The organism is Mycobacteriales bacterium (assembly GCA_035690485.1).
GTDB lineage: Bacteria > Actinomycetota > Actinomycetes > JAFAQI01 > DASSKL01 > DASSKL01.
The window spans coordinates 23,168-36,631 of the sequence record DASSKL010000071.1; the positions used below are offsets into that span (position 1 = coordinate 23,168).

General features: G+C 72.1%; 11 protein-coding genes. 8 read left to right on the forward strand and 3 right to left on the reverse strand.

The window, feature by feature from the left end; translation table 11 throughout:
* The first annotated feature begins 2 nt into the window (after positions 1 to 2).
* Positions 3 to 293, forward strand: a complete 291-nt coding sequence (locus tag VFJ21_10020) for a 4a-hydroxytetrahydrobiopterin dehydratase (protein ID HET7407454.1) — start codon at positions 3 to 5, stop codon at positions 291 to 293.
* 16 nt (positions 294 to 309) lie between these two features.
* On the opposite strand, the gene VFJ21_10025 is transcribed toward VFJ21_10020, so the two are convergent.
* Entirely contained in the window at positions 310 to 1,029 is a 720-nt protein-coding gene (locus VFJ21_10025) for a GntR family transcriptional regulator (GenBank protein ID HET7407455.1), read from the reverse strand.
* Positions 1,030 to 1,204: 175 nt separating this feature from the next.
* Between VFJ21_10025 and VFJ21_10030 the strand changes: the two genes are divergently transcribed.
* The 7 genes from VFJ21_10030 (at position 1,205) to VFJ21_10060 (ending at position 7,161) form a co-directional block, all read left to right on the forward strand.
* Positions 1,205 to 1,777, forward strand: coding sequence for a hemerythrin domain-containing protein (locus VFJ21_10030; GenBank protein ID HET7407456.1), 573 nt, complete (start codon positions 1,205 to 1,207; stop codon positions 1,775 to 1,777).
* A gap of 51 nt (positions 1,778 to 1,828) precedes the next feature.
* On the forward strand, positions 1,829 to 3,328 hold the full coding sequence (locus VFJ21_10035; GenBank protein ID HET7407457.1) for a hypothetical protein: 1,500 nt from the start codon (positions 1,829 to 1,831) through the stop codon (positions 3,326 to 3,328).
* Positions 3,325 to 4,092, forward strand: coding sequence for a class I SAM-dependent methyltransferase (locus VFJ21_10040; protein ID HET7407458.1), 768 nt, complete (start codon positions 3,325 to 3,327; stop codon positions 4,090 to 4,092). The genes VFJ21_10035 and VFJ21_10040 overlap by 4 nt, the downstream gene beginning before the upstream one ends.
* Positions 4,093 to 4,124: 32 nt before the next feature.
* Positions 4,125 to 4,925 (forward strand): isocitrate lyase/phosphoenolpyruvate mutase family protein, encoded by an 801-nt coding sequence (locus VFJ21_10045; GenBank protein ID HET7407459.1) that lies wholly within the window; start codon positions 4,125 to 4,127, stop codon positions 4,923 to 4,925.
* A 19-nt stretch (positions 4,926 to 4,944) separates the two neighbouring features.
* Positions 4,945 to 5,919 carry an LLM class flavin-dependent oxidoreductase gene (locus tag VFJ21_10050; GenBank protein ID HET7407460.1) on the forward strand — a complete coding sequence of 325 codons (975 nt, stop codon included), beginning with the start codon at positions 4,945 to 4,947 and terminating at the stop codon, positions 5,917 to 5,919.
* Between the two features lie 73 nt (positions 5,920 to 5,992).
* Positions 5,993 to 6,772 carry a heavy metal-binding domain-containing protein gene (locus VFJ21_10055; GenBank protein HET7407461.1) on the forward strand — a complete coding sequence of 260 codons (780 nt, stop codon included), beginning with the start codon at positions 5,993 to 5,995 and terminating at the stop codon, positions 6,770 to 6,772.
* Positions 6,769 to 7,161 carry a DUF5073 family protein gene (locus VFJ21_10060; GenBank protein HET7407462.1) on the forward strand — a complete coding sequence of 131 codons (393 nt, stop codon included), beginning with the start codon at positions 6,769 to 6,771 and terminating at the stop codon, positions 7,159 to 7,161. Before VFJ21_10055 ends, VFJ21_10060 begins: the two co-directional genes overlap by 4 nt.
* A gap of 55 nt (positions 7,162 to 7,216) precedes the next feature.
* Here VFJ21_10060 and VFJ21_10065 read toward each other — a convergent pair whose 3' ends face one another.
* The gene (locus tag VFJ21_10065; protein ID HET7407463.1) at positions 7,217 to 9,283 is read right to left on the reverse strand and encodes a hypothetical protein; all 2,067 of its coding nucleotides are present in this window, start codon (positions 9,281 to 9,283) and stop codon (positions 7,217 to 7,219) included.
* 1 nt (position 9,284) lies between these two features.
* Positions 9,285 to 13,430, reverse strand: coding sequence for a S8 family serine peptidase (locus VFJ21_10070; protein ID HET7407464.1), 4,146 nt, complete (start codon positions 13,428 to 13,430; stop codon positions 9,285 to 9,287).
* Between the last annotated feature and the right edge of the window lie 34 nt (positions 13,431 to 13,464).

Sequence of the window (13,464 nt, forward strand, 5' to 3'; positions counted from 1 at the left end):
GCATGGCGCGACCCGAGCTTCTGAACGAGTCCGAGGTGCAGCGACGGCTCGCCGAGCTTCCCGGCTGGTCGGGGGACTCGCAGCGGATCAGACGCAGCGTGGCGCTGCCGGCCGAGCGGTTGAGTGCGCTGCTCGGGGAGGTCGACCGGGTGCAGGCAGAGCTCGACCATCACGCGCAGATCGAGCAGCAGGACGGCGGCGTGACGTTCGTGGTCTGGACCCATTCGGCCGGCGGCGTCACCGGCCTCGACTTCGAGCTGGCGCTGCGCATCAACGCCGTCATCGGCGGTTGAGCGGGCCGCCTGGGAGCTAGTGGACCTCGAGGCCGGCCTGGTCGGCCTCGACCCAGAAGCCGACCTCGTCGAGGTGGCGGAGCAGCCGTTCCCTGCCGGCCATGATGTGGGCCGCGGTCGCGTCTCGCGCGCCGTCGGCGTCCCCCGCGCGAAGCGCCGACAGGATCGCCTTGTGGTCGCGCGTGACCGCGCGCCGCCACTGCGGGTCGGCGCTGTAGAAGTTCTGCGGCAGGTACTGCGAGGCGCTGCGCAGCAGGTAGGCGAGCTTGCGCGACCCGGCTGCGGTGTTGAGCGTGCGATGGAAGAGGTACTCCAGCGTCTGGATCTGCCGCGGCGTGCCCTCGGCGACGGCCACGGTGAGCCGCCCGTTGATGTCGTCGAGCTTGGCGATGCGCTCGTCGTCGACGCCCGCGGTGGCTCGCGCGGCGAGCTCGCCGGCGAGGCGAGCCTGGACCTCGAAGAGGTCCTCGACGTCGAGACGGCTCAGCGGCGAGACGACGAAGCCGCGCCGCGGCAGCAGCCGCACGATGTCCTCGCCGCGGAGCAGGAGCAGTGCCTCGCGCACGGGGGTGACGCTCGTGCCCAGCCGTTGCGCGACCGCTTCGAGCCGGATGAACTCACCGGGGCGAAGCTTGCCGGACATCACCTCGTCGCGCAGCTGCGCCGCGATCTCTGCCGAGAGCTGTCGCCGGTTGCCGACCTCTGCCGCGCTGCCCTCCCATGCGGAAGTCACCACGACAGGCCTCACTTCCGACGCGACGAGCCAGGACCTCGCGGAACGCCTAACGGTACCGCGGGCGAATCGTCGCGATCCGGCGACGGAGCGCCCCGCAGATGGACGTGGCAGCGGCAGATTCGTGGCCGAGCGGGGCGGGAATCTCGACGGCACGTCGTACAGACAGGAGATCCCCATGGCAGCCACAGACGCCATCACCTTGCTCACGAAGGACCACCGGGAGGCGGAGACGCTGTTCGGCAAGATCGAGGCCTGCACCGGCAACGACGACAAGACGCTGTCCCGCAAGCGGGACCTCGCCGAAGAGGTCGTCACCGAGCTGATCCGCCACTCGATCGCCGAGGAGGAGTACCTCTACCCGGCGGTCCGTGACGCGTTGCCCGACGGCGACCAGATCGCCGACCGCGAGATCTCGGAGCACTCCGAGGCCGAGAAGACGATGAAGAAGCTCGAGGGGCTCAGCCCCGACAACATCGAGTTCGACGCGGCGTTCCGCACGCTCGTGACGCAGATCAAGGCGCACGTCTCCGAGGAGGAGGGCGAGCTCTTCCCGCGGCTGCAGCAGGCGTGCACCCCCGAGCAGCTGCGCGAGCTCGGTGGCAAGCTGGAGACCGCGAAGAAGATCGCTCCGACCCGGCCGCACCCGTCGTCGCCGAAGACGCCGCCTGGGAACAAGATGGTCGGCCCGCTGGTGGGTCTCGTCGACCGGCTGCGCGACGCTCTGACCGGGCGCGGCGCCAAGCGGTGAGCCGGACCGCGCCGACTTGCTCTACTCGCGGGTAACCGATGGCATCGGTGTGTGACGGAACAGAAGCCTGATGACGCCCGCGGCATCCAGTTCCCGCAGGTAGGCGGGCGGCGCAGCACCACGCAGACGGCGCGGCAGGTGTTCGCCGCCGCCGTGCGCGACGTGGACGCGCGCACGGCGGCGGCGATCGAAGGCGAGACCGCCTGGCGCAAGCGCTACCCGCGGCACCTGCGCGCCGTCCTCGAGGCGGAGGCGGGGACGACCGACGCAGCGGTGCGCATCGCCCGCACCGGGCTCGACCGGCTGCGCGCAGAGCTGGTGTTCGCCGATGCGCAGGAGGAGCGACCGCTCGCCGCCGGCCTGCCGTCCCGACGGGGCGCGGCTCTCGGCACGACCAGCGTCAAGGGCGAGGGCGTGCGCCAGCGGGAGCTCGTCGTCCCCTACCGCGGACGGCAGCTTCGCGGCGACGAGTTGCACCGGCAGCTGGACGACTGGGTGGGGCGCGACATCGCCGAGCCGTCGTTCGCCGAGGTGATCCGGCGGGTGATGGCCAACCCGGACTGGCTCGCCGTGCCCGACCGGCAGGTGGTCCTGCTCGGCGCCGGTGCGGAGATGGGGCCGTTGCAGCCGCTGACCGCGTGGGGCGCCAGTGTGCTCGCCGTCGACGTCGCCCGGCCGACGATCTGGAAGCGGATCGCCGCGACCGCCCGGGCCGGCAGCGGCGTGGTGCACGCCCCCGTCCACGACAACGCCGACCTCGAGCAGGCCGGCGCCGACCTGCTGACCGAGACCCCGGAGATCCTCGACTGGATCGGCGGCGTCGACGGGCCGATCGTCGTCGGCAACTATGCGTACGCCGACGGCTCGTCCTTCGTGCGGGTCGCGATGGCTGCCGACAGCATCACCGCCGAACTGCTCGCGCAGCGCGGCGACGTGGCCGTCGCCTACCTCGCGACGCCTACCGACGTCTTCGTCGTACCTCCCGAAGCCGCGGCTGCCGCGCAGGAGCGCTTCGCGCACCAGGGCTGGCGGGGCGGCGTCTACCGACCTCTGCGGCTGATGACCGGGGGCCGGCTGTTCGCTCCTCACTACGCCGGCACGGTGACCACGCAGGCCGGACCGGTTGGCATCGCCGATGCACTGGTCACGCAGCAGGGGCCGAACTATGCCCTGGCCAAGCGTCTGCAGCGTTGGCGGGCGGTCGTCGCCCGGCACGACGGCGTACTGACCTCTGCGCACGTCGCGCCGTCCACCCGCACGCGGTCGGTGATGAAGAACCGCATCCTCGCCGCCGCATACCGGGGCGCACCCCTGTTCGGCGTCGAGATCTTCGACCCCGCCACGTCGAACACGCTGATGGCCGCGGTCCTCGTGCACGACCTGCACGAGCCGTCCGCGGCGGCCAACCCGGCCACGCCGCTCGCGCACCCGCACCAGCTGTTCATGGAGGCCGCCAACCACGGCGGCCTGTGGCGGGAGCAGTTCCACCCGCGCACCGCGCTGCCGGTCGCTGCCGTGCTGGGGCTGGCGGGTCTCGGCCCGCGGTCGTGAGCCTCGGGTCGTTCGATCGCGCCGCCGGCTACTACGACGCCACCCGCGGCCTATCGCCCGACGTCCAACGTCAGGTCGCCGACGTCCTGACCGATGCACTGCGCGGTGCAGGCCCGTCCCTCGAGATCGGGGTCGGCACCGGGCGGATCGCGCTGCCGCTGCACGCGCGCGGGGTGCGGCTGGTCGGCACGGACGTCGCGGCCGCGATGGTGGCGCGACTCGTCGCCAACGCGGGTGGGCGCCAGCCCTTTCCCCTGGTGCTGTCCGACGCCGCGGCGCTGCCGTTCCGTGACGCGGCGTTCGACGGGGCGCTGGCCTGCCACGTGCTGCACCTCATCCCCGAGTGGACGACCGTGGTGGACGAGGTGTGGCGGGTCCTGCGGCCGGGTGCGCCGTTTCTCGTCGACTTCGGCGGCGGCACGCCCGCGCCGTGGAGCAAGGACATCGCGCGCATCTTCCGGGGCCACGGGATCGAGCACCGGCGGCCAGGAGTCTCGTCGGTCGATCCGGTGGCGGAGCGGCTCGGGGTCGCGCCGCTGCCGCTGCCAGAGATCCGCGTGCCCGTCGAGCGCACCCTGGGCGGGGACCTGGCCGACTGGGAGGCGCAGATCCACTCGTGGACCTGGCCCTACTCGGCGGCTCAGATCCGGGCCGCCTGCGACGACGTGCGGGAGTGGGCCCGCGACAGTGGCCGCGCGCTCGGCGAGCCCGCGTGCCTCGAGCAGGTCATCAGGTGGTGGTCCTTCATCCGGCCTGCTGCTTGATGGCGCGACGCGTCGCCTGACACGCTCGCCGCATGAGCGATCTCGATGTACGGCGTCTTTCCACGCTCGCGGCACAGCTGCGGGACGCCCATCACGCGGGCGGCCCGCTGGTGCTGCCCAACGCCTGGGACGCCGCGAGTGCCCGGTCGGTCGCGGCTGCGGGCTTTCCGGTGGCGACGACCAGCGGCGGGGTGGCGGCAGCCCTGGGTTATCCCGACGGCGAGCGCATCCCGGCCGACGAGATGTTCGCGGCAGCTGCCCGCATCGCCGCCGCCGTCGACGTCCCGGTCACTGCCGACATCGAGTCCGGCTACGGGTTGTCCCCCGACGAGCTGGTCACACGGCTGCTCGCCGCAGGCGTCGTGGGCTGCAACCTCGAGGACACCGACCACCGGGAGCGCGGCGCGTTGGTCCCGGTTGATGTGCAGGCGCAGCGCCTGGCCGACGTGAAGGAGGCTGCGCAGCAGCAGGGTGTCGACATCGTGGTCAACGCGCGGGTCGACGTGTTCGTGCAGCAGGTCGGCAGTGCCGGCGAACGCGTGGCGCTGTCGCTGCAGCGCGCAGCGGAGTACGTCGCGGCCGGCGCCGACTGCGTCTACCCGATCCTGGCCAATGCTGAGCAGCTCGCGGAATTCGCCGCGTCTCACCCGGGGCCGGTCAACGGCATGGTGCGGCCCACGGACCCGACGCTGGCGGAACTGCTACGCCTGGGCATCGCGCGCATCAGCTTCGGCTCCGGCCTGCACCGCAGCACCGATCAGGATCTGCAGCGGCGCCTGGCCGCCATCGCGCAGGGCAGCGACGACTGGTCCGCAGCCCCAGACCGGGCCTGATTCTCGGTAGCGTTGCGCGATGGACATCTCCTGTGCCTTCGCCACCTCGCTCGAGACGCCGCAGCACATCGCGCGCGCGGAGTCGCTCGGTTACAAGCGCGCCTGGTGCTACGACAGTCCGGGGCTCTACCCCGATGTCTGGATGATCCTGGCGAAGGCGGCCGAGATCACCGACCGGATCGCCCTCGGTCCCGGCGTACTCGTGCCGAGCAACCGGCACGTGATGACCAACGCCGCAGCCATCGCCACCCTGGAGGCGCTGGCGCCCGGGCGGGTCGTGGTCGCGGTCGGCTCCGGCTTCACCGGTCGGTTCGTGCTCGGCCAGAAGCCCGTGAAGTGGGCGGCGGTGCGGGCGTACGTCGAAGCGCTCCGGGCGCTCCTGCGCGGTGAGGACGTCGAGTGGGAGGGGGCCACGATCCGGATGATCCATCCGCAGGGCTTCGTCGCCGACCGGCCGGTCGACGTCCCGCTCATCATCGGCGCCGCCGGTCCGGTCGGTACCGAGGTCGCACGCGCCGTCGGTGACGGTGTCTTCGCCGCGGGGGCGACGGTGACCGGCTTCGACTGGGCCGCCGCGCTGACGTTCGGCACCGTGCTCGAGGACGGCGAGGACCCGGGCTCCGAGCGAGCCCTGCAAGCCGCCGGCCCGGCCGTCAGCGTGCTGTTCCACTTCCTCTACGAGCACAACCGGGATGCGCTGGCCGCGATCCCCGGCGGCGCCGAGTGGGCCGCGATGATCGAGACGCTCGACCCGCGCACGCGCCACCTCGCCGTGCACGAGGACCACCTGGTCGCGCTCACCGAACGCGATCGTCCCTACGTCAGCGGCGAGGCCCTTCTCGCGCTGACGACCAGCGGCACCAGAGAGCAGGTGGCCGACAAACTCCGCGCGATGGCCGACTCCGGAGTCACCGAGGTGGCCTACCAACCCGCGGGCGCCGACATCGACCGTGAGCTCACCGCGTTCATGGATGCCGCTTCGCTGGTCTCCTAGCGCGCCGGCTCGATAGGTCGTGACCCGTGAGTTCTCCTAGTGAAGGGCCACCCGCGGGTCTACTGTCGGCGCCGTGAGCGAAGCGCTTGACGCGACGGCGGAAGGACGACTGGCGGAAGCGGGTCGCCTGTTCACGTCGGACCTGTCCGTCCCCGAGTTCACCCTGCTCGAGCACACCGGCTTCGCGCCCGTCGAGTTCGTGATGGGGGTGTCCGTCTACCACGTCGGCTTCCAGCCGTCGCGCGGCATGGCCGCCGGTGAGTACCAGGTGCTCACGCAGGCGATGTACCAGGCGCGGATGAACGCCATCGCGCGTCTCGTCGCCGAGACCAAGAAGGTCAACGCGGACGGTGTCGTGGGCGTGCAGCTCGGCTACCGCGCGCACGGCCCGGAGTCGATCGAGTTCACCGCCATCGGTACGGCGGTGCGCCGCAGCGACGGCCAGGGATCGGGCTACCGGCGGCCGAACGGTGAGCCGTTCACCTCGCACCTCGGCGTCAAGGAGTTCTTCCAGCTGCTGAACGTCGGCTGGTGCCCGGTGTCGTTCGTGCTCGGGACCTGCGTCTACCACATCGCCGTGCAGGGTCTGCTGCAGACGATGAAGCAGGTCGGTCGCAACACTGAGATGCCGCAGTGGACACAGGGTTTCTACGACGCCCGTGAACTCGCGATGTCGAGGCTGCAGTCGGAGGCCGAGCGGGACGGGGCTGAGGGCGTCGTCGGCGTCAACACCGAGACCAAGGAATGGGTCTGGGGCGGCCACACCCTCGAGTTCTACGTCTCCGGCACCGGCATCAGGCGGATCAGCGACCAGCGCGGCGAGCTGCCCGCCTTGGTCGTGCCCACCGGATGAGCCGGGCGCAGCTGACCGCAGCCCTGCAGGCGGCCGCGCAGCACCCGGACGGTGGCGCCTGGGCGCTGCAGGCACTCGGCAACGTGCCGGGCTGCTCGTGGGCGCAGGCCGAGAAGTCCCTGTTCGGCCGCGAGAAGTCGCCGGCCGGTCTCACGGTCGGCGAGTGGAGGTTCGAGCCCACCGTCGTCTCCGGGCTGCCCGGTGTGCGGGTCGTCCATGCCGTCGGCGGGATCAGGCTTGCGGAGACGGAGGCAACGCTGGAGAGCTGCGCGCAGGAACTGGCGGGCGTCATCGCCGATCGGGTGCAGGCGCTGGGCACCGGCGCGCAGACCGAGCTCGCCGCGGTGACCGAGGGCCTCGCCCGCGCCGCCGAGGAAGTCGGCGGCTGACCGGTCGCAGCGTCCGATCAGACCGCAGATGGGCGGCAACGGAGCCGTCGGGGAGTCACGGGCCGGCGTAGACGTCGACCCAGACGTGCGTGCCGTCGGGCAGCAGGACCCCGCGGGTCTGCTGGTCGGGTGCCGCCTGCGGTCGGCCGTCCAGGTCCATCCACTGCACGCCGGCGCTGCCGGGCGTGTAGGTGGTTGCGGTTCTCGCGTCGTACGACGTGGCGCCCGCGGTCGCGACGGTGACGCCCACCGCACCCCCGCCCGGAGCCGCTGTGAAGCCGCTGGTCGCCGGGCCGCAGCCGAGGAGGCCGTCGCCGGTCGGGTCGCTGTGCAGGGAACCGCCGGCGTAGACGTAACGCCCGCTGCGCACCTGGTCGTGCGGCGACCGCGGCAGCAGCGCGGTGAGCGCGTCGTCGACGACGTCGCCCTCCTGCCCGCTCGACGCCTCCGCGTCGTCGACGTGGTGGCAGCCGAACCGGTCGACGTCGTTGCCGTTGGGGTTGGACGGCGTCGGTGTGCCGACCTCGTTGTCGGCCGGGAAGATGTAGCCCGACAGGTCCTCGCCCAGGCCTTGCACGAAGCGCCAGCGCCCGCCGAGCTGGGCGAGCACCCAGCCGTGCACCGGCCCCGCCGTCGGGGCCGCCTCGCCGGACGCGCCGTGGAAGTCGTGCGCGTAGGTGAAGGGGAACAGCTCACCCGGTGCGGTCACGAACGAGCCGTCGCCGATCCGGAAGTAGCCCACGTCGGTGGCGATCTGGTTGCCCGCACCGCAGGCCGGCGGGATTCCGGTGCCGGTAGGGATGCCGTCGGTGTAGAGGATGCGGTAGTCGAAGACGCAGGCCGGGCCGGCGGCCAGGAACAGCAGGTTGGTCACCGGCGCCTGGATCGTCTCGACGGCGTAGGAGATCTGGTCACTGCGCGACCAGGCCCCCTCGTCGAGCGCCCGCTCCGCCCAGCCGGCGACCCGCTCGCCGAGCGTCTTCGTGTAGGTGTCGTAGCCGCCCTCGTGCGGGACGGTCTCCGGCGGCCCCTGATAGATCGTGCGGCACCCGTCGAGCGAGGGGTCCTCGTGCTCGCCGACAGGGGTGCGGTCGAACGGGCCGCTGAGGATGCGTGGCATCTCGACGGAGCCGACCATGCCAGCCATCGACAGCACCGGCGAGTCGCCGTAGCGGGCCCGGATCGACGTGCGCAGGAAGTGCCACCAGTCGCCCGACACGTAGTGCTTGGTGCTGCTGGAGAACCCGAGGTCCTCGGCGTGGATGCCGTAGTTGACCAGCGTGGCGAACACGTTGTCGCCGTGGGCGGAGACCACCTGCATGGCACCGACGCTCTCGTCGGCGGTGAACGGATAGGACGACCAGCACGGCATCAGGTCGTCGGCGAGCACGCGGCCGTAGCGCACCCGGGCCGGTTGCACGTCTGCCGCGGCCTTCTCGATGGCAGACGAGATGCGACCGACGAGGAACTCCACGTAGAACGGGTCGACGCCGCTCGTCGTCTGGGTCGGTCCGGTGATGCCGATGGTGTCCGGTGCCGACTCGTCGTGGGTCGAGGACGGGAAGACGGCGTCGAGGCGCACGCCGTCGGCCGCCACCTTCGCCCGCACCTCGTCCCAGATCTCCTTGAAGACGCCCTCGTTGTCGGCGGTGACGATCGCGATTCGCTTGCTGCCGTTGGCGACGACGAGCGCGTCGGCCTCGAGCGGGTCGAGCGTCTTGCTGGCCAGGCGATCGCAGCAGTCGCCGCCGCCGAGGTAGATGCCGTCCCAGCGGCCGTCCGGCGGGCGCAGGCCACCCAGCGCGGTCGGCGTCGGGCAGTCGAGGAACGGCTCGCCGGCCACGCCGTTCGCCGGGTCGGGAGCGTCGTAGTGGCCGTTGCCGTTGAGGTCCTTGTAGGGCTCCTCCAGAGCGAACTGGCGTGGGCCGTCGTAGATCCCGGGAGTCCCGACCGGCCGGCAGTCGGCCGGGTCGGGCGCCGTACCCGCGGCGGGTGGCGTGATGTCGACGGATGCGGCGCCGGCGACCAGCCCGGCCTGCACCTGGCCGGCGTCTGCCGCGACGACGGTCAGGGGTGTCGCGGTCAGCACGAGCACCGCCGATGCGACGAGCACGCGTCGCACGTCAGGCCTCCCGGCGTCGGCGGTGGCGGCGCCGCAGCAGCGCTGCCGCGAGAGCGAGCAGCGCGACGTCGACGGGCGCGAGGAGGGCCGCCAGGTTGCGTTTCGCACCCGAGCCCGTGGTCGCGGCAGCGGCAACGGTCCCGGCCGGCAGCGGTGTGGCGCCGGCGCCGGACGCCGGCGGCGACGCGGCCCGCACGGCGAACTGCACGGGGACGCCGCTGTGCACGTCGATCGGGAACGACAGGTTGCCCGCGGCATCCCGCTCGCTCACGGTCACCGTGCTGCCGCCGTCGGCGAGAGTGCCGAGGTCGATGTCCTGCGCCGTGCCCGCCGCTGCCGGCTTGGTCGGCAGCACGTGCGGGGTGCCGTCGACGGTCACGACGTACGCCGTGCCGGCCTGGCCCGCGCAGTAGCCGTTGTCGCCGCTCGCCGTCAGGTGCAGGACGTCGCCGCTCAGCGACACGTGCCGCAGTGCGCCGGGAGGTGTCGCGTCGGTGTCGTAGTCGCCGCTGTTGCGCAGGTCGTGCTGGAACTTCGGCCACTCGAGGTCGCCGCAGACCGAGCCCGTGGTGTGCCAGACGAAGAGGTTGCCCTCCCGGGTCGGGATCGCGACCTCGAGCCCGCCGTCGCCGAGCAGGTCACCGACGGCCGGTGTCTGGGTGACCCAGCCGCCCGTGAACTTCGGCCAGCCGGTCGGTGACGTGCCGCCGAGCTGGTAGGCGCGCAGGTCGTAGACGGCCGATCCCTGCAGCACCGACGCCCGGCCGCTGCCATCGATGTCGGCGATCGCCGGGGTGTCGAAGAACATCAGGTCGTTCATGCGCGCCGGGAAGCCGGGCTCGAAGGTGCCGGTCGTGGCGTCCCAGGCGTCGAGGTGGTCCTCGGCGCCGAGCTGCTGGTCGGGCAGCACGATGTCGAGCAGCCGCTTGAGGCCGGTCGCACCCATCGCGAACGACATCGGCGAGCTGGGCCCGGCCAGCCGGCCGAGCACCCCGCCGCCGAGCGACGCGATCGAGGGCCCGTCGGTCGCCCCGCTCTTGAACTCCGCCTGCTCCTCGGCCATGGTCAGGTAGTGGCCCTGGGGGTCGGTGCCGTAGGCGCTGGTGCCGTCGGGGTTCAGCAGGTAGGGCGGGCTGGCGATGGACGCGGTCGCGATCTGAGGCGTCGTCGAGTTGGGTAGCACGTGACCGACGACCGGTGAGCCGTTGGAGCCCGAGCCGACGTCGGGCAGCACCTCGGTTTCGACCATGCCGATCTTCACCGGCCACCCGGGCAGGTAGGCGTTGTCGCCGAGGCCGGCGACCGTCGGCTTGCCCGGGTGCGCCGTGCCGTCGGCCCAGAGCGCGTAGGTGCGGGTGTTGCCCCCGGCGATCGCACCGCTCTGCCCGATGAGGTCCGCGAGCGGGGTGCGCATGCCGTAGTTCGGCGTCTCGGCGTACTCCTCGTCGACGTTGACGAGCACCTCGGGGCGGCCGTCGCCGTTGATGTCGGCGACCGTCGGCGTCGTGATGATCTGCCGGCCGTACTTCGGCGCCGCGTCGGGCTTGAAGTCGATCCGGTTGCTGACCGGGTCGACCGAGGCGACCTTGACCGGGTCGCGCAGCAGCACCGGCCAGCCGGCCACCGGGGTCCCGTCGTCGTGCCACGCGTAGACGTGCCCGTCCATCGCGCCGGCGACGATCTCCAGCCCCGGGTGGTGCGGGTCGAGGTCGCCGATCGAGGGCATCGACGCGAACGCCTTGTCGACCGTGTTGACGTGGTCGCGCGCGTGGTGCGCCACGTAGTGGTCGCAGATGGGGCCGATGCCGGTCTCGCAACCCGGATCGTGGGAGTACGCCGGATCTGTGTGCACCGGGAAGCCGGGCAGTTCGTGACCGGTGTGGTCGAAGACGTGGAGGGTGCCCTCGACGTCGGTGACCGCCACCTCCGGGTAGCCGTCGTCGTTCAGGTCGGTCACGACCGGGCTGCCGAGCAGCAGCGGAGCGTGGACGTCGGCCGACACCGCTCCGGACGTGAAGGCGTTGTGCCCCTTGGTCGGCAACCAGTCGAGCGGGTCGGTCTGCGCCGGCCAGCCGGTGGCCTCCGTGCCGTCGGCCTTCAGGGCGTGGATGTAGCCGTTGCCGTCGCCGAACACCATCTCGGCCTTGCCGTCGCCGTCGACGTCGGCGAAGGCGACCGCGGTCATGTCGGCGTCGAGGTAGCGCGGGAAGCCGGGCAGCAGGTCGGGGTCGGCGTGCGCGAAGTACTCGCGCTGCTCGATCGCGTCGAGCCCGGACGACGGGTGCACGACGACCCGCACCCGGAACGCATCCTTCTCGGGCAGGTCCGGCGACGTCGGGTCGTCGAGAGGCGTGTAGGCCGGCGGTGCCGCGTCGACGAGCGCGCGGACCTTGGCCAGGTCGAGGGTGGCCAGCGTGCCCGTCCTCGGCGAGGACCCGTGCCCGGCGGCGACCGTCGTCCACGTCTCGGACATCGGGAACGGCGGCGGCTGCACGCCCGGCGCGACCTGGACGCTGTAGTCGTAGGACGCCGCGCGCGGGGCGGCCACCGTGCCCACGACGTCGACGGTGCCGGTGGTGCCGAGGGGTGACCACCAGCGAGGCGACGTGATGTCGGCCTCCGCCGGCACCGTGCCCGCGGCGACGAGGTGCACGAGCTTGTCGGCGGAGATGCGGCCCCAGCCGGTCATCTGGTCCCAGCCCTTGGTCGTCACGTAGCGCACGGTGCCGGGCAGGGTCGTGGCGCGGTTGTCCGGCGGGCCGAACGGCGGCGCGGGGTCGGAGAAGTCGATGTCGTCGGCGGCCAGCCGGAACAGCTGCTTGGCCTCTTCGGCCGACAGTGGGCGACCGCTCGCGTCGGGCTTGATCAGCCCGTGCTGCACGGCGTTCTGCGCCGCGGAGTAGAGCAGCCCGGCCATGCCGGACGCCTGGCCGGTCGCATCGGAGGAGCACGAGTTGGACTCCACCGACACCCATGTGTAGCCGCCGTAGTTGGTGCAGCCGTTGAACGCCAGGTAGGACTTGGGCGACTCCAGCGCGACCCCGCTCTGGTCGGCGTAGTGGGTCACCGAGTTGACGACCATCGTGTGGTTCAGGGCGGCCGGATAGTTGTGGTGGCCGGCCTCCTCGTCGGCCTCGCTGGCCACGACGAGCACGCCGTGCCGGTAGGCGTAGTCGACCGCCGTCTGCCCGAACGCCGTGTGGTTGATCGTGCCCAGCGCCTCCTGCACCACGTCGGCCCCGTTGTCGGTTGCGTAGACGACTGCGGCGGCGAACTTGTTGATGTCGGCGATGAACGAGTCGCCCACCCGCAGCGGCAGCACGCGACAGCTCGGGCACTCGCTGATCGAGGTGGCCGTCGCGGCGGCGCTCGAGTCCTGCGCCTCGCCGGTGCCGTGCCCGTAGGTCACGTCGTCGGCCGGGTCGTTGTCGTGCTGGTAGAAGTCCCAGCCGGCGATGTCGTTCTTGTAGCCGTTGTGGTCGTGGTCCTTGCCGTCGGAGAACGTGCGGATCAGGTCCTCGGGCGTGAGGTAGCCGCGGGTCTTCGACTCGGGCACGGCAGCGGCGATCCGGGGGTCGCCGTCGTAGTCGCTGACGCTGAACACGTGGTCGCCGTTGGTGTCGTAGACGCCGTGGCGGGCGCCGTACGTGTTGTCGCACGCGGCCGGGTCGTTGCCCTTGCAGGGGGGTGGCAGCTCGCCCCGGTTGAGCTCGACCTTGTCGACCAGGTTCGGGGTGTCCCACTCGATGCCGGAGTCGAGCACCGCGATCACGGTGTCGGGCCGGCCGGTCGTCACCTGCCACGCGCGGTTGGTGCCGGCCCCCTTGACGCCGTAGAGCTCCTGCGGATTGTTCTCGACGAGCGGGTCGTAGTCGCTGTCGCCCGGCTGCGGCGCGTAGTCGGTGAGCTTCTGCGAGTCCTTGCACTTGAAGCCCGGCGGCAGGTCGCTGCCGGCCGGGTGCTGCGTCGCCGGGTCGAGCGTCCCGGCGCAGCTGCCGTCGCGGATGTGCAGGGTGCTGTAGTCGCTGCTCGCCAGCGCCGGGTAGGTCGTGGCCGGCCCGGCCTCGGCCGTGGCCGGCGAGGCGAGCACGACGAGGGCGACTGCGGTGACGGCGGGCAGGGCGCGACGGCCCGGCAGCATGCGCATGCGCGGCTCATTCGACGCCACCGGCGCGCGTCCC